Annotated in this window: 20 protein-coding genes; 10 read left to right on the top strand and 10 right to left on the bottom strand. The window is 69.1% G+C overall.

The genetic code is table 11. From position 1 onward, the window contains the following. Positions 1-75 precede the first annotated feature (75 nt). Positions 76-534, bottom strand: a complete 459-nt coding sequence (locus HY68_RS34435; RefSeq protein WP_052457458.1) for a class I SAM-dependent methyltransferase — start codon at positions 532-534, stop codon at positions 76-78. 128 nt (positions 535-662) lie between these two features. On the opposite strand from HY68_RS34435, the gene HY68_RS34430 reads away from it, so the two are divergent. Continuing rightward, entirely contained in the window at positions 663-1,109 is a 447-nt protein-coding gene (locus HY68_RS34430) for a cupin domain-containing protein (protein ID WP_041999409.1), read from the top strand. A 270-nt stretch (positions 1,110-1,379) separates the two neighbouring features. Here HY68_RS34430 and HY68_RS39795 read toward each other — a convergent pair whose 3' ends face one another. Both HY68_RS39795 and HY68_RS34420 read right to left on the bottom strand, forming a co-directional pair. Beyond that, the gene (locus HY68_RS39795) at positions 1,380-1,976 is read right to left on the bottom strand and encodes a hypothetical protein (protein ID WP_157874484.1); all 597 of its coding nucleotides are present in this window, start codon (positions 1,974-1,976) and stop codon (positions 1,380-1,382) included. A 297-nt stretch (positions 1,977-2,273) separates the two neighbouring features. Then, positions 2,274-3,518, bottom strand: coding sequence for a phosphodiester glycosidase family protein (locus tag HY68_RS34420; protein ID WP_198533481.1), 1,245 nt, complete (start codon positions 3,516-3,518; stop codon positions 2,274-2,276). Positions 3,519-3,802: 284 nt separating this feature from the next. On the opposite strand from HY68_RS34420, the gene HY68_RS34415 reads away from it, so the two are divergent. Beyond that, a complete protein-coding gene (locus HY68_RS34415) occupies positions 3,803-5,350 on the top strand; it encodes a glycoside hydrolase family 88 protein (protein WP_078864083.1) in 1,548 nt (515 codons plus the stop codon). Positions 5,351-5,480: 130 nt separating this feature from the next. Continuing rightward, positions 5,481-7,370: a TerD family protein gene (locus HY68_RS34410; RefSeq protein ID WP_041999403.1), complete on the top strand. Its 1,890-nt coding sequence runs from the start codon at positions 5,481-5,483 to the stop codon at positions 7,368-7,370. Positions 7,371-7,395: 25 nt separating this feature from the next. Here the strand turns inward: HY68_RS34410 and lspA are convergent, their stop codons facing one another. Together lspA and HY68_RS45865 are read right to left on the bottom strand one after the other, a co-directional pair. Next, positions 7,396-8,022 (bottom strand): signal peptidase II, encoded by a 627-nt coding sequence (gene lspA / locus HY68_RS34405; RefSeq protein ID WP_078864082.1) that lies wholly within the window; start codon positions 8,020-8,022, stop codon positions 7,396-7,398. A gap of 116 nt (positions 8,023-8,138) precedes the next feature. Next, positions 8,139-8,234 (bottom strand): DUF5958 family protein, encoded by a 96-nt coding sequence (locus tag HY68_RS45865; protein ID WP_241778903.1) that lies wholly within the window; start codon positions 8,232-8,234, stop codon positions 8,139-8,141. Positions 8,235-8,373: 139 nt separating this feature from the next. On the opposite strand from HY68_RS45865, the gene HY68_RS34400 reads away from it, so the two are divergent. Genes HY68_RS34400 through HY68_RS34390 form a run of 3 tightly spaced genes read left to right on the top strand, consistent with a single transcriptional unit; the run spans position 8,374 to position 10,749 of the window. Further along, positions 8,374-9,171, top strand: coding sequence for an ATP-binding cassette domain-containing protein (locus HY68_RS34400; protein WP_042000725.1), 798 nt, complete (start codon positions 8,374-8,376; stop codon positions 9,169-9,171). Between the two features lie 9 nt (positions 9,172-9,180). After that, positions 9,181-9,942, top strand: a complete 762-nt coding sequence (locus HY68_RS34395) for an ABC transporter permease (protein WP_041999400.1) — start codon at positions 9,181-9,183, stop codon at positions 9,940-9,942. Positions 9,943-9,957: 15 nt separating this feature from the next. Continuing rightward, the gene (locus HY68_RS34390; RefSeq protein WP_041999397.1) at positions 9,958-10,749 is read left to right on the top strand and encodes a MerR family transcriptional regulator; all 792 of its coding nucleotides are present in this window, start codon (positions 9,958-9,960) and stop codon (positions 10,747-10,749) included. 7 nt (positions 10,750-10,756) lie between these two features. On the opposite strand, the gene HY68_RS34385 is transcribed toward HY68_RS34390, so the two are convergent. Beyond that, positions 10,757-12,247 carry an MDR family MFS transporter gene (locus tag HY68_RS34385; protein ID WP_041999394.1) on the bottom strand — a complete coding sequence of 497 codons (1,491 nt, stop codon included), beginning with the start codon at positions 12,245-12,247 and terminating at the stop codon, positions 10,757-10,759. Between the two features lie 89 nt (positions 12,248-12,336). Between HY68_RS34385 and HY68_RS34380 the strand changes: the two genes are divergently transcribed. Next, complete coding sequence (locus tag HY68_RS34380; RefSeq protein WP_041999391.1) at positions 12,337-13,023, top strand: TetR/AcrR family transcriptional regulator; 687 nt, start codon at positions 12,337-12,339, stop codon at positions 13,021-13,023. 122 nt (positions 13,024-13,145) lie between these two features. After that, positions 13,146-13,601, top strand: coding sequence for a hypothetical protein (locus HY68_RS34375; protein WP_041999389.1), 456 nt, complete (start codon positions 13,146-13,148; stop codon positions 13,599-13,601). A gap of 100 nt (positions 13,602-13,701) precedes the next feature. Here HY68_RS34375 and HY68_RS34370 read toward each other — a convergent pair whose 3' ends face one another. The 3 genes from HY68_RS34370 to HY68_RS34360 form a co-directional block, all read right to left on the bottom strand. After that, on the bottom strand, positions 13,702-14,145 hold the full coding sequence (locus HY68_RS34370) for an SRPBCC domain-containing protein (RefSeq protein ID WP_041999387.1): 444 nt from the start codon (positions 14,143-14,145) through the stop codon (positions 13,702-13,704). Positions 14,146-14,233: 88 nt separating this feature from the next. Next, entirely contained in the window at positions 14,234-15,298 is a 1,065-nt protein-coding gene (locus HY68_RS34365) for a biotin/lipoate A/B protein ligase family protein (protein ID WP_041999385.1), read from the bottom strand. A gap of 63 nt (positions 15,299-15,361) precedes the next feature. After that, a complete protein-coding gene (locus HY68_RS34360; RefSeq protein WP_041999383.1) occupies positions 15,362-16,864 on the bottom strand; it encodes a carboxylesterase/lipase family protein in 1,503 nt (500 codons plus the stop codon). Between the two features lie 130 nt (positions 16,865-16,994). Here HY68_RS34360 and HY68_RS34355 point away from each other — a divergent pair, with 130 nt between their 5' ends. Further along, the gene (locus HY68_RS34355; protein WP_041999380.1) at positions 16,995-17,621 is read left to right on the top strand and encodes a TetR/AcrR family transcriptional regulator; all 627 of its coding nucleotides are present in this window, start codon (positions 16,995-16,997) and stop codon (positions 17,619-17,621) included. A 130-nt stretch (positions 17,622-17,751) separates the two neighbouring features. On the opposite strand, the gene bla is transcribed toward HY68_RS34355, so the two are convergent. Continuing rightward, positions 17,752-18,681 carry a class A beta-lactamase gene (gene bla / locus HY68_RS34350; protein ID WP_241778849.1) on the bottom strand — a complete coding sequence of 310 codons (930 nt, stop codon included), beginning with the start codon at positions 18,679-18,681 and terminating at the stop codon, positions 17,752-17,754. A gap of 178 nt (positions 18,682-18,859) precedes the next feature. Between bla and HY68_RS34345 the strand changes: the two genes are divergently transcribed. After that, on the top strand, positions 18,860-19,184 hold a 325-nt coding region (locus HY68_RS34345), incomplete at its 3' end, for a LysR family transcriptional regulator (protein ID WP_042000721.1).

Raw genomic sequence — 19,184 nt, 5'->3', positions numbered from 1 at the left:
CGACAATGGCGGCAACGGCGGCGCGGCCGGGTCGGCTCTCAGCTCTGCCTGAGTTCAACGGCCAGTACACTGCGGTCAGTTCGCTCCGACAGCGCGACGAATCCCGACGCCCGCGTGCTGACCGACACGTCGCGTGGGAAGCACACGCTTGATCCTGCGCGGCGGGACGACGGCGGGCGGCAGCTGGACGAGCAGAACGCCGCCAGGCACCAGCGCCTCGGCGAGGGCGGGCCACAGCGCGCGCCGTGCCGCCGGGTTCATGCAGGCGACCGCGTTGTGGCAGACCGCCACGTCCGACACCCTGCGCAGTGCGGCCTCGTCCAGCGTGTGGGGATGCACGGTGACCCGGGCCCTGCGGTTGCCGGGCAGAGCGGCCAGGCGCGTCATCAGCGACGAGCGCATGGCGCGCGCCGGCCCGACCGCGTGCACGGGAGCCCCCGACGCCGCGAGACTCATGAACGTGACACAGCCGGTTCCGGCGCCTACGTCCAGCACACCGAGGCCGGGCTTCAGGTCCGGTGATACAGAGCGCATGTACTGCAGACAAGCTTCGCTGCTTATATGTGACAACAGTGCGGCCCCGCACGCCGTCACTGTCACAGAAAGACGTTCCGGACGGTCATCACTGGGAGATCCAGCGGACCTACGGAAGGTGCAACACCATGTCGGACAGTCACTCAGCACATGCGCACGCCGACGATCACACGGCTTCGGAGGGGTGGATGACGGCGGCGAAGGTACTCCAGGACGCGGCGCCCCTCAGCGTCCCCGAGGGCGCCTCGGCGATGACGATCCTCGTCGAGTGGGAGCCCGGCGATCCGGGCACTCCCCCGCACCGCCACTCGGGTCCTGCCTTCGGTTACGTCATCGAGGGCGCGGTCCGCTTCGAACTCGAAGGCGAGCCCGAGCGCGTCGTCGAGGCCGGCGGAACCTTCTGGGAGCCCGGTGGCGACGCGATCCACTACCAGGACGGCAACGCGCTGCCGGACGCGCCCACCCGGTTCGTGGTGACGATGATGTGCGCCCCCGGCAAGCCCATGCTCGAACTCGTCGAAGAGGCGGAGCTGACCCGGCGGGCCCACCTGCGCGCTCCGCGCCCCCGCAACTGACGGGTCCCTGCGGCTCGCGGCCACGCCGGCTTCCCACACGCCGTCGTGGCCGAGGGGCATCCTCGCAGTCACATCACTGATGTATGCCACTGCGTCCCCAGCTCACAGTGTGACTGAAAGGTGTCAGTACGGTCTGCGTCGCAGACCGTCGTCAGTTCAACACGAGCGAGGACAGAGGGGTCATGGATCGCGGTACGCGCTGCACGGACAACAGTATGAATCAGGCAGTCGCAGTCCGTTCGAGCACGCTGAGTTCCTGGCGCGCGCCGCCTAGTGACCCCGCACAGCGGCGTCAAGCACCTTGCTCTGGGCGGCGATGAGGTCCGCCGGGAGCTTCGCGGGCTTCCGGGGCCGGTCGGCGGTCGACTTGTAGACCGCCACCGTCGATCCGTGGCGTTTCACCAGCACACCGACCGCGACCCTCAGGGGGTCGGAATCGGCATTCATGACCGTGGTGAGACCGAAGGCGACACTGTTCTCGCCCTGCGCCGGATCGTCGACGGCCTTGACGTCCTCGTAGGCGACGGTGGGCAGATCCACCGCGTAGGCCGTGCAGGTGCGCAGCGCGGTCCGCAGGTCGGCAAGGACCCGCGCAGCGTCGGCCGGCCGGTACGACACCAGGGTGAGGATCGCGGAGTGCCCCGGGGTGCCCGCCGTGCGCTGCACACTGCCGACGGGTGCGTATCCACTGGCCCCCTCAAGCGTATCGCGGACCGGCGCGCAGACGGCAGGGTGCGTGATCGAGCTGGGGAAGGCCTTGATGACGCCGTTGCCGAGCCCGTCCGTGCCCTCTCCGATCTCGTTCGCCGTGACGCCAGGGAGGTCGTGCTCGTCCACCACGGCGTCCTCAAGCTGATTTTGCGTCAACACCGCCACCTTCGCGGCCTGTTGTCGACTGACCGGCTGCTTCGCCGCTACGGCACCATCGCCGCCCCCAGCATGCTCACCCGCACAGCCCGCACCCGCCAGGCCGACGAACACCAACCCCACAGCGGCCACACGTCTTCGCACACTGTTCATGCTCACGTTCTCTCTCCTTGATCACTTGGTAGGGAGGAACGATACGACAGGGGGCATGGTCGAGGACCTGCCACGGCGCCGTGCGTACCGGCTGTGCCGAGCCGTACCGAGCCGTGCCGTAGCAGGTCCTGACGTCCGATCAGATCAGCGCGAGAAGAGACCAATGCCCTCAGGGACCGGGCGTTCGGCGCCGCCCGTCGGGTGGTTGCGTACGACCGGGGCGCCGGTCGCCGGGTCCCGGGTCACCAGGGTCGACGAACCGCCGCCGTCCAGGTTCACGCCCGCGTCCGCGCCCACGGTGTCGAGTACGTCCGCGACCTCGGCGACCGTCAGGCCCGCGCCGCTCTCCGCGCTGCCGTCCAGGACCAGCAGGTAGAGCAGCCGACCGCGGTCGCCGATACCCGCGGCTGTGCGGGTCGCTGCCGCCTTGGTGTCCAGGCCGGGCAAAGGCTCACCGTCGCGGAGCACGGGGAAGCCGCCCACGGCGAATTCGAACCGCTTGCCGCTCGTCGACGTCAACCGGTCGACGACCGTGACCTTCTCCCCGGTCCTGAGCGCACGCAGCCGGTCCGCGCCGGCCTCACGGCCGACCAGCACCACGCTGCCCTCGGCGATCGCGCCGGCCCCGATCGTCGCGGATCCGGAGACCACCCGCCCGTTGCGGACGGTGACCTCGTACGCGTCCGTGGAGCAGGCCGCCGCCCGTACGGTGTCCGTGCCGCACACCGCGCGCTGTCGGGAGACGTCTCCCCACTTCGGGGTGAACGCACCCACTCCGCCCTCCGGAACGGCGTACTGGTTAAAGCCACCCAGGTCGAACGCACTCGACCTGGTGCGCACGCTTCCCTTGAGCGTCAACTCGTCCAGCCGGGCCCGCTTGTCGTAGCCCACCCCGATCACGTCGCGCGTCGAGGTGCCGGGCGGCAGGCCGGGGCCGAACCGCTGGCCGTCCGGCACCGCGGCCTTGAGCGCCTCACCGTGGGCGACGGCGGGGCCGACGGCGGAGTTGGTGGGGGCGACCCCCACGTGCTGGGACTCCTCGATGTTGAAGAAGTCCGCGTTGACGCCGGCGACCGCCCCTTGCGCGGCGACCATCTGGGACAGCGGGACCCGGCTGGAGACGGTGCCGGGGGTGAGCAGATCGACCGAGACGCGCCGGTTGGTGAGGTCGGCCGTGACCAGATGCCCGGAGACCACCCCGTGCGAGCCCGTCACCGAGAACGCCCGGTAGCCGATGCCTGGCGCTACGGGCACATCAGCGGCGAGCCGGACCTTGTCCACCGCGGTGGCCTGCCCCGCGCCCACTCCCCCGGCCACCACACCGGCGGCCACCACTCCCACGGTGGCCGCGACGGCGACGGCCGTTCGAGCACCAACAACAGATCTCATCGCGTGACGTCCCGTCATATAGGTGTGTCCTGTCGGACCTTCCTCAGATGGCATGACACAGGACGGGACACAACATCGGCCAACGGCGCACTGACCGGGCGGCGAACTCTGGTGGCGACCACCCCAGGCGGCGCGACCTGCCGGTGCACTCACCTTCACCTCCGACTTATTAATACGTATTAGTTATTGACTTCCCAGGAACGCGGCGCCACGATCCTTCACGTTGTCGAGCATCGCCCGCAGCCGGAGCGCTCCGGTGAGAACGACTGAAAAGGGAGTCTCAAATGCGCATCAGGGCTTTAGTGGTGGCGATCGGGATGATTGCCGCGAGCTACGCGGTGGCGGTGGGTCCGGCACACGCGGCGTCGACGGCGTACGAGGCGGAGAAGGCGACCGTCTTCCACGGCACGGTGGATTCCGATCACACAGGGTTCACCGGTACCGGCTTCGTCAACACCGCCAACGAGGTTGGCTCGTACGTACAGTTCACCGTCAACGCGCCGACCGCCGGAGCCGCCACGCTGGCCCTCCGGTACGCGAACGGGACGGCGACAGGTCGTAAGGGCAGCGTCAGCGTCAACGGCGCGGCCGTGTCCACACCGGAGTTCGCCCCGACCGCGAACTGGGACAGCTGGGCCGCCGCCAGGGTGCCCGTGACCCTGAAGGCGGGAACGAACCAGGTCCGCGTCGTCACCACGACGACGGGCGGTCTGCCCAATCTCGACTCACTGACCGTCTCCGACGCGCAGAGCACGGACTGGTCGGACGCGATGATCGACTCCACCATGCAGCGGTACACACCGTCGAGTGTCGGCGGATGGAGCTACCCGGTCGCCCTCTACATGATGGGGCAGTACCAGGTCGCGCAGCGTACGACGGACCCCGCGCGCCGGGCAGCCCTGATCGCGTACGTCAAGGCCTGGGCGGACCGGTTCGTGAACACCTCCGGACACATCGACAACAGCTTCGACACCCTGGACAGCATGATGCCGGGCCAGGTGATGATCGCGATGTACCGCGAGACCGGCCAGGCCAAGTACCGGCTGGCCGCCCAGCAGATCCATGACCGGCTGCTTCCCTCCGGCGGATATCCGACCACGAGCGACGGCGGATTCTGGCACGGCGACAGCGCCGACCGGACCGACCAACTGTGGTCCGACGGCGCGTTCATGGCCGACCCGTTCATGGCGCAGTACGCCAAGTACATCGGGGACAGCACCCAGTCCTTCGACATCGCGACCAAACAACTGGTGATCTACGCGAGCCATCTTCAGCAGCCGAACGGACTGCTGAAACACGCGTACGACGCGTCCAGGTCGGCCTCATGGGCGGACCCGAACACCGGGCTGGCGCCCGAGTACTGGTGCCGCGCCATCGGCTGGGTCGGCGTCGCCGCCACGGAGATGCTGGACCTGATACCGGCAGATCATCCACGACGGGCTCAACTGGTCTCGATCGTACAGAACTTGGTCCGTGGCATGGCCGCCTACCAGGACCCGTCCACCGGACGCTGGTTCCAGGTCGTGGACAAGGGCAGCAGCGCCGGCAACTGGACCGAGACGTCATGCTCGGCGATGTACACCCTGACGGTCGACGCGGCGATCAAGGGCGGATACGTCTCACGCGCCGACTACCAGCCGACGGTGGATTCCGGGAAGCGAGGCGAACTGAACCGGATCTCGTTGCACACCGACGGGCTGACGTACCTCACGTCGATCTCCGTCGGAACGAACGTCGGCGACTACGCGTACTACATCAACCGGCCCCAGGCCACGAACGACTTCCACGGACTGGGCGCTTTCCTCTACTTCTACGAGCAGGTCTACCACTGAACCCCGGCTCCTGCGCGCCGCAACACCACCCACGGGCAGAACAGTTGGGACATCGCGTTGGTCACGGCTTTGTGGGGGAAATCGCCATACAGGTTGAAGGAGGGGGCTATATGGGATCATCCTTGCCGCCATGAGTCTCGTATCCTCCTCCCTCAACACGCCCACCACGCACGGCTACGCCCACGACTGGGCCCTGGTGGACGTCGAGACGTCGGGACTCGTCCCCCGGCGGGACCGCGTGTTGTCGATCGCCGTGATCACGATCGGCCCGGACGGCGAGCAGACGGGAGAGTTCTCGACGCTGTGCGACCCCGGCTGTGATCCGGGGCCGGTGGCGGTGCACGGGCTGACCGCAGAGCGGTTACGGGGTGCACCGTCCTTCGCCCAGGTCGCGGGTCGGATCGGCGCGATGCTCCAGGACCGGGTCCTGGTCGCCCACAACGCCCAGTTCGACTACGACTTCCTGGCCCACGAATTCGCCCGTGCGCGGATGTGGCTGCCGGTGTCACAACGGCTCTGCACCCTGGCCCTCAATCGCCAGGTGGATCCGCCGACGGACGACATGAAGCTCGGCACCCTCGCCGCCCACTACGGGATCCCTCAGCGGCGGGCTCACGACGCGCTGGACGACACGCGTGTGCTCGCCGGGATCCTGCGCGCGTCACTGCGCGAGGCGGCGCAACTCGATCTGCCCCTGCCCCTGGTGACCTGTCCGCCCCGGGCGGAGTCCCAGTTCACACCGAAGCCGCCGAAGACCCCGTGCGCGTACCGCAATCCGGGACGGCTGACCGCGGGCGGACCGCTGCGGCAAGGGATGAAGATCGCGATCACGGGTGAGACCGCCCATGCCCGCGCCGAGCTTGTCGGGCGGGCGGTCGCCGCCGGGTTGAACATGATGAGCTCGGTGAGCCGGCACACCAGCGTGCTCGTCACCAATGAGCAGGCGTCCGACTCGGCAAAGGCTCGACGGGCACTCGCCGAAGGCGTACCGGTCATCGACGAACACACTTTTCTGCGGCTGCTGGCCGGCGTACAACCGGGGACAGTTCATGAAGCGACGGCCGTCGCTGTCACCCCGGTAACTCGGCGGGAGCTGGAACCGGTCGTCAAAAGGCCGGAGTTGGCACCGACGGCAGCCGCCCCCGCCGTGCCCGTGGTATCGACACCGACGCCGGTACCCGCCGCACGCCAACCAGCGCCGTCCGCCAGCACTTCGGACCAGCCGCTGGCCGGGCGTCGCGTGCTGGTACTCGGCGGCACTCACGCCGACGCGTCGGCGGCTCGTACCCGCGTTGTCGAGCTGGGTGGGTCAGCGGCGGTCAATCTGTCCGCCAGCGTCACCGACGTCGCGCTCCTCGAAGGCGGCGACGGTGACCGACGCATGCGTCGCATCACGGCTCTCGGGCTGCCCACGCATGGCCTCCGTTGGCTGGCCGCGCCGACCGCGGCCGCGCCGACCGACAAGGCGCTGCGGCCTCAGGAACCGCTCGTGGTGCCGAGAGGCGGCGTCATCGATCTGCCGGTGACACGTGGCGGACCCGCTCCGGAGTGGTACGTCACCGCCGGCTGGGCCCCGCAGTCCGGCTACGACATCGACGTCGTCGCCTTCCTTCTCGACGAGGACGAACAGGTCACCTTCGACGAGGACTTCGTCTTCTACGGGGCTCCGGAGAGCCCGGCCGGTACGGTTCGGCTGCTGACCGGCGGCCCCGCCGAACAGACCGTCGCCCTCGATCTGGCGTCGCTGCCGCCCTCCACACGCAAGGTCGTCGTCGCAGCCGCCATCGACGGCGCCGCCACGTTCGGGACGGTCGGCGCGATCCAGATCGGCGCGGCGCCCGGCAGCAACGGCGCACTTCTGGCCCGCGCCACACTGGACGCCGCGACCACCGAACGCACCCTGCTGCTCGCGGAGATCTACCGCAGGGGCCCACTCTGGCGTCTGCGCGCTGTCGGCCAGGGCTACGACCACGGCCTCGACGCCCTCGCACGCGGATACGGCGTCGACGTCACCGACTGAACGAGGAGCGCGGCGGCGGCGCCGATCATCCCCCGACGACGACGCCGCTGCCCCGACGCTCTCGCGGAGCCGCTCCGTCCAGGGAGATACCCAGGAAGGAGAGGAAGACCATCAAGACTCCGCCGCAGACGATCGCCGAGTCGGCAAGGTTGAACACGGCGAAGTGCTCGACGGAGATGAAGTCGACGACATGCCCCCGGAAAACCCCGGGCGCGCGAAAGGTCCGGTCGGTCAGATTACCGAGCGCGCCTCCCAACAGCAGACCCAGCGCGACAGCCCACGGGAGGCTGTGGAGCTTGCGCGAGACGCGCACGACGACTACGACGACCGCGAGCGCGATGGCCGTGAACACGACAGTGAACGCCTGGCCCATGCTGAACGCCGCACCAGGGTTCCGCATCACCTGGAGGGTGAGCACCCCGCCGATGACGTCGATGGACCGCTGGTTCTCCAACCGGGAGACGACCAGGAACTTACTGCCCAGATCCAGCGCATACGCAAGTCCGGCCAGGGCCAGCAAAACGACCAGACGCGCCTTTCGGGGGCTTCGGTCGCCAGCTTCTGTCCCCGCTGTCTCGTGCTCGGGCTGCGACGAGCTGTTGGTAGGAATGATCCACCCCACTGACGACGAGTCGGTACGACAAGACGACATTACGACACAACCGTCGCCCCATACCGAACCGCCGCCCGGGGTGACACCTACGACGTCCGGCGCCCGTCGGCGCAGTCTTCCCGAGAGTGGAGTACCAGGCGGACCGTGACTCGTCGTCATCCGGCGGCGTCCAGTCTGTGCCACCAGTGACCGCATACGCCGACGCAGAAGCGCTCGCGGCGCCGTTCGTACGCGACCGCGAGTACCGCGATCAGCTGGGAAGCGGGCGGGTTCGCTCCGGATGACGTGGTCGGAGACGACTTGACCTTGACGCTGCGTCAACCCTTCATCCTTCCGGCACGAGCTTCCTCGCAGTCGGCTGGAACAGCTCCCCGAAGGAGGCAGATGACCATGGCAACCCCATCGATCGCCGCGCCGGCGATTCGCGTGCGAGCCCTTGAGAAGTCGTACGGAAAGCTCGACGTGCTGCGCGGCGTGGACTTCGACGTGGCGCCCGGCAGTATCTTCGCGCTGCTCGGCTCCAACGGGTCGGGGAAGACCACGACCGTACGGATCCTCGCCACGCTCCTCAAGGCCGACGCGGGGACAGCGAGCGTCAATGGCTTCGATGTCGCCACCCAGCCGGCGGACGCGCGGGAGTCCATCAGCCTCACCGGGCAGTTCGCGGCCGTGGACGAGATCCTCAGCGGTCGAGAGAACCTCGTACTCGTCGCCCGGCTGCGCCATCTCAAGGACCCGGGACCGATCGCGGACGAGCTGCTGAGCCGTTTCTCGCTGACCGAGGCGGGCGCGCGCAGAGTGTCGACGTATTCGGGCGGGATGCGCCGCCGGCTGGACATCGCGATGAGCCTCATCGGGAATTCGCCGGTGATCTTCCTGGACGAGCCGACGACCGGGCTCGATCCCGAGGCGCGAATCGAGGTGTGGCACGCGGTCAAGGAACTCGCCGGCTCGGGGACGACGGTACTGCTCACCACGCAGTACCTGGACGAGGCAGAGCAGTTGGCCGACCGGATCGCGATCCTCCACCAGGGGCGGATCATCGTGAACGGCACCCTCACCGAGCTCAAGCAGCTTTTCCCGCCCGCCACGGTCGAGTACGTCGAGAAGCAGCCGACCCTGGAGGAGATCTTCCTCGCGATCACCGGCGGCGGCGACAAGCGCGACGTCGTCGGCACGAACAACTAGGGGACCAGGATGACCACGTACTTCTTCGGCGACACCGCTGTTCTCACGGGGCGGACCCTGCGCCATGTCACCCGCAGCATCGACACCATCATCACGACCGTCATCACACCGGTCGCCATGATGCTGATGTTCGTCTACGTTTTCGGCGGCGCGATCGACACGGGGTCGGTTTCGTACGTGAACTACATGTTGCCCGGCATCCTGCTCATCACGATCGCGTCGGGCATCTCCTACACCGCCTTCCGCCTGTTCACCGACATGAAGAGCGGGATCTTCGAGCGGTTCCAGTCCATGCCGATCGCACGGTCGGGTGTGCTGTGGGCACATGTCGTCACCTCCCTGGTCGCCAACTTGATCTCGCTCGTGATCGTCGTGGGCGTCGCACTGCTCATGGGCTTCCGCTCGGGGGCGGGGGCGGCGACATGGCTCGCGGTCGCCGGGATTCTGATCCTGTTCACCCTGGCGCTGACCTGGATCGCCGTGATCGCCGGGCTGTCCGCGACGTCGGTCGAGGGCGCGGGCGCGTTCGCCTACCCGCTCATCTTCCTGCCGTTCATCAGCTCGGCGTTCGTGCCGACGCGGACCATGCCAGGACCGGTGCGCTGGTTCGCCGAGCACCAGCCGGTGACGTCGATCGTCAACACGATCCGCGACCTGTTCTCCCGGCAGCCGGTCGGCGACGACATCTGGACCGCGCTCGCGTGGTGCGCGGGCATCCTCGTCGTCGCGTACGGCTTCGCCATGGCCACCTATCGCCGGAAGATCGCCTGAGGCAGGCTGGGAACCATGCTCACGATCAGCCGGCTCGCGGCGTACGCCGGAGTGACGGTGCGGGCCGTACGCCACTACCACCAGATCGGGCTGCTGCCCGAGCCCGGGCGCGACCAGTCCGGGTACCGGACGTACGACGCCGGCGCCGTCGTACGGCTGATCCGGATCCGCACCCTGGCGGACGCCGGCGTGCCGCTCGCCAGGGTGCAGGAACTCCTCGACGCCGGCCCTGCGGCGTTCGCCGACGGCGTCCAGGAGATCGACATGGACCTGCGGGCCGAGATCCGGCGGCTGCAGGGCACCCGCGAACGGCTCGCCCGGCTCGTCGCCGGAGAGCATCTGGCGCTCCCCCGGAGCGTCGTGGACTACCTCGACCGGCTGCGCGGACTTGGTGTCGAGGAGCGGTACATCGAGCTGGAGCGGGACGCCTGGATCATGATCGCCGCCCAGGCGCCGCACCTGATTGACGCCGTGATGGTCAGTAAGCACGAGCAGTTGGACGACCCCGACATGGTGCGGCTCTACAGCCTGGTCAGCGGGGCGCTCGACTGCCCGGCCGACGATCCGCGGGTCGTCGAGGTCGCCGACATCGTGGAGCGTCTGTGGATTCGGGCCGTGGAGGCAGGCGAGTTGGGTGCCGACGACTTCGACGACCAGCTCGTCGGCCTGCTGGACGCCGTCATGGTCGAGTCCGCACCGGGCGCCGTGCGGTTGTTGGAGATCCTGGAGGAGCGGGGCTGGCGGGGCTGGACTCGTATCGAGCGAGTGCCGGACGACAGACTCAACACCCAACTGCCGCCGTCTTGACGTCAGTTCAAGGGGCGCCCACAACTGGCCCCGCGCCCCCTCCCGCCGGTGTCGGCCGGGGCGCCGCCAGGGCCGCGGCGGCAGCGGCGTTACGGACCTGGTGTCGCCCCGGCAGCCATACGCACAGCGCGGTGGCGACGAGCGAGAACCCCGTCGCCCACCAGAACGCCACGTGGAAGCCCGACACGACCGCGCCCGTTCCGGCGCCGGAGATGGACTGTTCGAGGACGACGGCGAGGACGGCGGTGCCGAACGACCCGCCGATCTGCTGCGCGGTCCGGGTCAGGACGCTCGAATGCGCGATCTGGGCGCGGTCGAGTCCGACGTACGAGGCGGTCATCACCGGCATGGTCACGGCGCCGAGCCCGACGCCACGGACGAGCAGCCACAGCGCGAGCAGCCAGCCGTTGCTGGTCGCGTCGACGAAGGAGAACGGTACGGTCGCGGCGGCGACGACCAGGAACCCGACGACGGCGATCGAGCGGGCCCCTATGCGGTCGGTGAGCGGTCCGGCGATCTGGCGGCTGAGCAGGGTCCCGACCCCCTGCGGTACGAGCATGAGCCCGGCGGCCAGCGCACTCGCGCCGCGGACCTCCTGGTAGTACAGCGGCAGCAGCAACATCGCCCCGAACAGCGAGAAACCCGACAGGAACAGCACGGAGGACGAGGACCCCACCGAGCGTGCGGCGAGCAGCCGGATGTCCACGAGCGGGTCGCGGCGGCGCAGCGCGTAGACCGTGAAGGCGACGAGAAAGGCGACACCGGCCGCGAGGGGCGCGATGACGTCGGGGTGCCCGAAGCCGTCCGCCGAGCCGGCGTTCGAGAGGCCGAGGATCACGGCCGCGATGCCCGGCGCGAGCAACGCGAGCCCGCGCACGTCCAGCCGGGGCGGCGTGACCGAGGCGCCGGGCGAGTCCTCGGCGAGGTAGCGGTGCGCGAGGAGCAGCCCGACGAGACAGAACGGCACGTTGACCCAGAACATGAAGCGCCAGCTCAGGTCCGTGATGATCGCGCCGCCGACGAGCGGTCCGAGGATCGGGCCGAGCAGTGCGGGCAGCGCGACCCAGGTGGTCGTACGGCCGAGCGCGCGGCCGCCCGCCGCCTGCATGATGAGCGTCGTCATGACCGGCAGCATCAGCCCGCCGCCGAGCCCCTGGACGACCCGCCAGCCGATGAGCGAGCCCGCGCTCCACGCGAGACTCGATCCGACCGAGCCGACGAGGAAGACCGTGAGGGCGAACATCCAGACCCGTTTGCCGCCGAAGCGGGAGAGCGCCCAGGTGCTGAGCGGCACGGTCACGCCGAGCGCCAGCATGTAGCCGGTGCTCACCCACTGGATCGTCGAGACCGACACGTCGAGGCTCGTCGCCAGTTGGTGCAGCGCGACGCTGACGATCGTCGTGTCGAAGACGACCGCCAGTGCTCCGACGACCAGGATCAGCGCGGTCTTCAGCACCTGTGGGTCGACCTTGTCGTGCACAGGGGTGGCCGAGGCCATCACATACCTCATTAAGAGTTGGATGCATTCCTTAACGTCGAGAGTAGGAACCGTGGCGAAGGAATGCAAGACTCTCTTATCCTTGACGTATGACAAGCGAGCAGGCCGTGCCTACGAAGACGGTGTCCGCGCCCACGAAGACGGCGTCCGACACGGTCAAACGTCGCCGCCGAGGGGCCGAACTGGAGCGGGCGCTCCTCTCCGCCGCCTGGGAGGAACTGACAGAGGTGGGGTTCGCGAAACTGACGATGGAGTCGGTCGCCGACCGCGCGAAGACCGGGATCGCGGTGCTGTACCGGCGCTGGGCCGACAAGAACGAGCTCGTGCTGGCCGCCATCCGCCACTACGGCGACACCCATCCTGTCGTCGTCCCTGACACCGGCAACCTGCGCGACGACATGCTCGCCCTGCTCGGGAACATCAACGCGGGACGGATGGAACTCGCGACGCTCGTCGGCGCGACGTTCGCGGGCCTCCACGACAGCGCCGGCCTCACCCCGGAGGACGTCCGGCTCACCGTACGCGGCGACGGCCCGTGGCTGTCGGAGGAGGTGTTCCGCCGGGCACACGACCGCGGCGAGATCGATCTCGCGCGGGTTCCGCAGGACGTGCTCGACCTGCCGCTGCAACTCGTGCGCCACGACATCCTGTTGACCATGAAGCCGGTTTCCGCCGAGCGGATCCGCTCGATCGTCGACAACATCTTCTGGCCGCTTGTACGGCGGCCTGAGGGCGAGTTGCCGGCACGAGCGAGCGGGGTGGTGACAGAACGGTGACAGCGGGGGCCACAACCGGTTCCCGGGCTGGCCGGTCTCACCAGGTGTAGGGCGGCGGCAGCAGACCGGCCGTACGCACCGCACGACATCAATGCACGACCACACCACAGGGGGACCAGGAAATGAAGCTCATTCGTCACGCAGCCGGCGTCGCCACCGTCGCCGTCGTCGTCACCGGCGGGGCTCTCGCTCTCGCGGCGCCCGCGTCCGCATCGGCCCCGGCCGCGGCGTCGACAGCCGCGACGTCGTCGTCAGAGACTCCGGTCGCGAAGTACAACGGTGCCTGCGGCGCCGGTCACAAGGTGATCGACTCCGCCAACATGGAGAACCTCGGCACCACCTTCCTCACCTACAACGCGACGACCGGCGAGAACTGCGTGGTCACCGTACGCACCAAGCCCGGGGCCGCCGTCGACATGTTCGCCCGACTCAGCTCCAAGACGGGCGGCACGGCCACCGACCGCGGCCGGTTCACCACCTACGCAGGGCCCGTCTACATCCAGGCCCGCGGCGAATGCGTCACCTGGGAGGGCGGCATCACCACCTACTCCACCAAGGGCACCGGCCACTGCGGCTGATCCGCGAACGTCCCGGACAGGCCCGTAACGGAGCCCCAGGAAGGCCTCGCCGTCCTGGGGCTCCGTGCTGTGCGCACCCCGTGCGCATGAATGTGGTGTGTCAGCTCGCGGCCTTGAGAAAGGTCGCCAAACTGTCCAGCAGCATGGTGCTGCCCTGCTCGGCGACGTCGCGTTCGTCCGAGGTGTCGCAGGTCTGGGACACCACGACGCGAGTCTCGTGCGCACTCCGCTCGGCAAGCTCGACGGTCATCACCGCCGGCTCGTCCTTACCGGGTGCGTCCATGCCGATCACCAGACGCCGGTTCTCGTCGACCTCGATGTAGGAGCCGGTCAACGGGAACTGCCCGCCGTCCGGGGTGACGATCGTCGACTTCCACGCCCCACCCGGCCGCACGTCCATCTCGACGGACCCCGGGGCGGCGTAGGACCACTGCGCATAGGACTCCGCGACGGTCCAGGCGCGCCACACCGCCGCCACAGAGGTCTCGAATGTCCGCTCCAACGTGTAGGAGAAACCCTCGGCCGTACTCTGTTCGGTGGTCATCTCGCGCTCCCTGTCTCCCCCTTGTGGGGATGTCGAGAGGTAGACACCAGCTGCCCCTGAAAGTAATCGGTCTCCCGGCCACCCCTCGTCACGGCACGCGGGCCGTCCAGTCCGGGTTGCTGAACTTGGCGGATGCCAGTTCCTCGGCGCGGGCCAGTTCCGCTTCGGTGACGTGGCCCGTCAGCAGGCCGTAGCGGGCTCGGAAGGACTCGATCATGCGGTCGATCACGGCCTCGCGGGGCAGACCTGTCTGGCGGCGTAGCGGGTCGACGCGCTTTTTCGCGCTGCGCGTTCCCTTGTCGGACAGCTTCTCCCGGCCGATCCGCAGTATCTCCAGCATCTTGTCCGCGTCGATGTCGTAGGACATCGTCACGTGGTGGAGGACCGCGCCCGGGCCGCCCTCAGGGCTCAGGACGCGTTTCTGGGCCGCTCCGGCGATCTTGCCGACGTCAGTCGCGATGTCGTTGAGCGGCTGGTACCAGGCCTTGATGCCCATGTCTCCGAGGGCGTCGAGCACCCAGTCGTCGAGGTATGCGTAGGAATCGGCGAAGGACAGCCCTGACACGAGCGACGCCGGGACCGAGAGGGAGTAGGTGATGGTGTTGCCGGGCTCCACGAACATCGCCCCACCGCCGGAGATCCGCCGCACCACGGCCGTACCGTGCCGATCGGCGGCCGCCAGGTCGACCTCGTTCCTCAGGGACTGGAAGCTCCCGATGATCACCGCGGGTCCGCCCCACTCCCACACGCGCAGCGTCGGTGGACGCCGGCCCGCCGCGACCTCGGCGGTGATCACCTCGTCGAGGGCCATGTGCAGGTCCGGCGACTGCGGGCCCTCGTGGATCAGCTGCCAGTCGTAGTCGCGCCAGTCCGTGGCCTGGGCGACGGCCCGGCGGACGGCGACCGCGATGCCCTCCGCCGTCAGCCCGAACATGACCGTGCCCTCCGGCAACGCCGACTCGACCCGCCTGACCAGTTCGGCGGCGGCGCTGTTCGCGGGAGCGCCTTCCAGCGCCCGGTCGATGGCCGTGATCGCCTCGTCAGGTTCGAGGAAGAAGTCACCGGCCACGCGGACGTCGCGCAGCACCCCGTCACGCTCGTCCAGGTCCACCACGACCAGCTTGCCGCCGGGCACCTTATATTCTCCGTGCATACCCGTTCACAACGTTCCCCGCGTTGTCTTTAGTCCGGAGAGAGCCGGTCCCCACTACCCGGTTCAGCGAATGCCGTCCCAGGCGCGGCGCTCGTCGGGGGCGGGATCGTCGACCACCCGAATCTCCTCCGCGATCAGCGCCGTGGGGCGGCGGGTCGTGTCGTACGGTTCCCAGCCGGGCGTGCCCGTCCGGGCGAACGACACCCACGCGTCGTGCGCCGTCGCGGCCGCCTCCGTCGAGGGACGGCCGCCTATGAGCGCCCGTACGCTGTCGTGGCCCCCGGTCCGGAAGACGAAGGGCACCTCCGTCGCGTGGCAGGCGCCGAAGCCGTCGTTGTCGGCCGGCTCCAGATGGTCGAAGCGGTAGACCCAGGTGGACGCGGCACCCCCGGCGTCGCGGGCCTCGGCGTAACGCAGGGCCGGAATGGCGAAGACCCGGTCGGTGCCGACCGCGGCGAGCAGATCGCCGGGGGTCGCGCCGGGTCGCGCGGCGCGGTAGATCTCGATCGCTTCCGGCTTGAGCCCGTACGTCCGCGCCTTGTCGAACAGGGCGGCTTCGTCTATCGCGTCGAGCATGTTCGCGGCCACGAGGAACAACCGGTCCTCGTCGCGGTTCCAGCCCGTCAGCAACGGCACCGACGCGCTCCTCCCGGCGCGGGCGGCGTCCAGCGGATGGACCGGTAGGACGGTGCCGTCGATCACCGGCGCGAACGGCAGACCGCTCAATGCGAGGCTTCCCCACTTGGCAGGGTCGGCATCGGTCTGGATCTCGGCGAACACCTGGGAGGCCGCATCCACGAGCCGGTCAGGCGGCACGGCAGCGATGGCGCTCCTGGTGTGCGGCACATCGAGGGTCTCGGCCAACAGGGCGCTGACCGCGAGGCCTTGCTCGGCGGTGAGCGTGTTGGCAGCCGCACCGGACTGCGTCACGGCGCGGGCGAACAGCCCTGCCGCGGACGGCATCGCGAGGAGGGTGGCAATGCTCATCGCGCCGGCCGACTCCCCCGCCAGCGTCACGTTCCCGGCGTCACCGCCGAAGGCAGCGATGTTCTCACGCACCCATTCCAACGCGGCCAGCTGATCCCGCAGGCCGAGGTTGGACGCGTCGTCGTCGAGGAAGAGGAAACCCTCGGCGCCGAGGCGGTAGTTGACCGTCACACAGACGACGCCACTGCGCGCGAAACCCGACCCGTCGTACGCCGCAACGGAGTTGGAGCCGTTGAGGAACGCGCCGCCGTGGATCCACACCAGCACCGGAAGACCACTCGCTCCGCGGTCGGGCGTCCAGACGTTGACGTTGAGGCACTCCTCCCCCTCGATCTCCTCTTCGAGGAACAGCCGTTGGAAGACCGGCGGGTAGTCGCCCTTCGGCACCGTCGGCCCCATCCGGCCCGCGTCGCGGACGTCAGGCCACGGGACCACCGGCTGCGGCGGCAGCATCCTGTTCGGCCCGAACGGCGGCGCCGCGTACGGAACTCCGAGGAAGGAGGCCACACCGTCGCGTATACGGCCTTCCACGGTGCCGCCGGCGACGGTCACCCGGGGGCTGTGTGCATCGTTTGCCATCTGAACTCCTGAAGAGTCGTAGGGCACTCGGTGCCCTAAATGCGACTCGACCGTATCAGATAGATGCAGAAATGAAGCAAGCATGTATCAGTTATCAGGGATAGGCTGACCCCTGGACATCGGAGGCGAGATGAGCGAGACCAGCCACCCGCGGCGGGTGCGCGCGGACGCGGTGCGCAGCACGGCTCGCATCCTGGAGGCGGCCGAGGCGGTGCTCGCCGTTGACGCGAACGCCTCGCTGGAGCGGATCGCCGACGCGGCCGGGGTCGCCCGTGTCACCGTCCACCGGCGCTTCTCCTCCCGGAAGGCCTTGCTTGAGGCTCTCAGCGCGCGGCTCAACGAGCAATACCTGGTCGCGCTCGGGCAGGCGCGGACGGAAACGGCGCCACCGGTGGTTGCCCTGCACCGCCTGACCGAGGTCATTTTCGAGCTCAAGATCAGCCACCGGTTCACCATGGACCTCAACTCCGACGCACTGACGGGCCGGCCGGTACTCAGCCGGGAGGCCGCAGATGGTCTCGACACACTGTTCGCGCGACTGCATGCGGCCGGAGTGATCACGGCCGCCGATCCGGCCTGGGGGCGCCAGCTCTATCTGACGCTGCTGTGCGAAGTGGGCGAGTTGCCCGCGGACTCGGCCAGCCTGAGTTCCGCCGCGAACGACCCGGCAAACGTTGCGGGCGCCCGGACCGATCTGCTGGTCAGTACCGTGATCGGCGCCCTGGGCGGACGGAACGATCACAACGCGGCTGGGTAGACGCCGTGCGCCGCATCGTGACGGCGGTTCGGGAGAAGTCGCGAACGTGCCACTCACACTCCACGGGTCGCGGCTCAGGGCTCAGGGCTCAGGGCTCAGGGCTCAGGGCTCAGGGCTCAGGGCTCAGGGCTCAGGTGAGTGCGGCAGCCACGATCGCGGCGGCTCTGGCCACCAGTGGGTTGTCCGTCGGGCCCTGCGGATCGTATTTCGTCGACAGGATCGACAGCACCAGCGGAGAGCGGCCGGGCGGGCGTACGACACCCACGTCGTTGGCCACGCCGTACTGCTCGCCACCGCCCGTCTTGTCCGCCAGAATCCAGTCCGCGGGCAGGCCCTCGCGGAAGCGTTCGGTGTTGGTGGTGTTCGCCACCAGCCACTCCCAGAGCCGCTTCCGGTCCCCGGGAGAGAGCGCGCCGCCGAGCAGGAGGCGGCCGTACGTCATGCCGACGGCCCTCGGGTTCGTGGTGTCCTCGATCCGCCAGGGCTCGGCGCTGTTCAACTCCGGCTCCCAGCGGTCGAGTCGGGTCGTGCCGTCCCCGAGGCTCCGGCAGAACCGGGTGATGGCGGTGGGACCGCCCAGCTCGCGCAGCAGGAGGTTCCCCGCACCGTTGTCGCTCTCGCTGACGGCCGCGGCGCACAGCTCGGCGCCGGTCAGGCCGTGGGCGATGTTCTCCAGCTTCCCTGTGACGGGGATGTACCCCGCCGCCTCGACGAATTCCGCGGTGTAGCGGATCCGGCGGGCCAGGAACTCGCCGTGCCGGTCCACGTCCCGCAGGACGGCCGCCGCAGCGAGGCCCTTGAACACCGAGCACATCGGGAAGCGCTCCTGGGCGCGGTAGCCCACCGTCGCCCCCGAAGCGGTGTCGAGCGCGAAGACGCCCAGCCGGGCGGCGTACTCCTGCTCCAGCGCACGAAACTGTTCCGTGAGCGTCCCGCCGGGTTCGGCTGCGTACGACGTGGTGGCTACGGCGGGCACCAGCGTGGCCACCGCGGCGCCGGCGCCGACGGTCAACACCTTGCGGCGGGACGGCAGAACTTCGGTGACGGTGGTGAGACGCACGGTCGTCCTCTTTCTTCGCGGGACCAGGTACTTGGGTCTGCGGGCCGGAGTGCCGGAGTGATCCGGCACCTGGCCGGTGCGGCAGACACAGTCAAGGCGGCCGTCGACCGTCATGTCGAATACACTCTCGACGCCCACTCGATTCGACATCCGTATCCGCACACGTCAGGGGAGCGCCGTGCTCACCGAACGCCATCTGGAAATCTTCGTCGCGCTGGCCGACGAGGAACACTTCGGCGCGGCCGCGCAGCGCGTGGGCATCACTCAGCCACCCCTGTCGCAAGGACTGCGCCGGCTCGAAGCGCTGGTGGGCGTACGCCTCTTCGAACGCAGCCGGGGTGTCACGCTCACCGAGGAAGGCGCCCTGTTGCTGCCGCACGCCCGGCGGGCGCTCGCCGCGCTCACGGAGCTGCGGGAGACGGGGGCACGGGAGCGGGCCGACGGCCGGCGGCTCCGTCTCGGGCTCGCGCCTGAGGTACCCGCCCGGCTCGCAGCGGCCGTGG

The organism is Streptomyces sp. AcH 505 (assembly GCF_000818175.1).
In the GTDB taxonomy this organism is placed as follows: Bacteria; Actinomycetota; Actinomycetes; order Streptomycetales; family Streptomycetaceae; genus Streptomyces.
This window is presented reverse-complemented; position numbering and strand designations above follow the sequence as displayed.

What these genes read in the sequence shown, in the direction of transcription:
- HY68_RS34435 (WP_052457458.1), bottom strand. Translation starts at nt 534, where the DNA reads ATGCGCTCTGTATCACCGGACCTGAAGCCCGGCCTCGGTGTGCTGGAC.
- HY68_RS34430 (WP_041999409.1), top strand. Translation starts at nt 663, where the DNA reads ATGTCGGACAGTCACTCAGCACATGCGCACGCCGACGATCACACGGCT.
- HY68_RS34420 (WP_198533481.1), bottom strand. Translation starts at nt 3,518, where the DNA reads ATGAGATCTGTTGTTGGTGCTCGAACGGCCGTCGCCGTCGCGGCCACC.
- HY68_RS34415 (WP_078864083.1), top strand. Translation starts at nt 3,803, where the DNA reads ATGCGCATCAGGGCTTTAGTGGTGGCGATCGGGATGATTGCCGCGAGC.
- HY68_RS34410 (WP_041999403.1), top strand. Translation starts at nt 5,481, where the DNA reads ATGAGTCTCGTATCCTCCTCCCTCAACACGCCCACCACGCACGGCTAC.
- lspA (WP_078864082.1), bottom strand. Translation starts at nt 8,022, where the DNA reads ATGTCGTCTTGTCGTACCGACTCGTCGTCAGTGGGGTGGATCATTCCT.
- HY68_RS34400 (WP_042000725.1), top strand. Translation starts at nt 8,374, where the DNA reads ATGGCAACCCCATCGATCGCCGCGCCGGCGATTCGCGTGCGAGCCCTT.
- HY68_RS34395 (WP_041999400.1), top strand. Translation starts at nt 9,181, where the DNA reads ATGACCACGTACTTCTTCGGCGACACCGCTGTTCTCACGGGGCGGACC.
- HY68_RS34390 (WP_041999397.1), top strand. Translation starts at nt 9,958, where the DNA reads ATGCTCACGATCAGCCGGCTCGCGGCGTACGCCGGAGTGACGGTGCGG.
- HY68_RS34385 (WP_041999394.1), bottom strand. Translation starts at nt 12,247, where the DNA reads ATGGCCTCGGCCACCCCTGTGCACGACAAGGTCGACCCACAGGTGCTG.
- HY68_RS34380 (WP_041999391.1), top strand. Translation starts at nt 12,337, where the DNA reads ATGACAAGCGAGCAGGCCGTGCCTACGAAGACGGTGTCCGCGCCCACG.
- HY68_RS34375 (WP_041999389.1), top strand. Translation starts at nt 13,146, where the DNA reads ATGAAGCTCATTCGTCACGCAGCCGGCGTCGCCACCGTCGCCGTCGTC.
- HY68_RS34370 (WP_041999387.1), bottom strand. Translation starts at nt 14,145, where the DNA reads ATGACCACCGAACAGAGTACGGCCGAGGGTTTCTCCTACACGTTGGAG.
- HY68_RS34365 (WP_041999385.1), bottom strand. Translation starts at nt 15,298, where the DNA reads ATGCACGGAGAATATAAGGTGCCCGGCGGCAAGCTGGTCGTGGTGGAC.
- HY68_RS34360 (WP_041999383.1), bottom strand. Translation starts at nt 16,864, where the DNA reads ATGGCAAACGATGCACACAGCCCCCGGGTGACCGTCGCCGGCGGCACC.
- HY68_RS34355 (WP_041999380.1), top strand. Translation starts at nt 16,995, where the DNA reads ATGAGCGAGACCAGCCACCCGCGGCGGGTGCGCGCGGACGCGGTGCGC.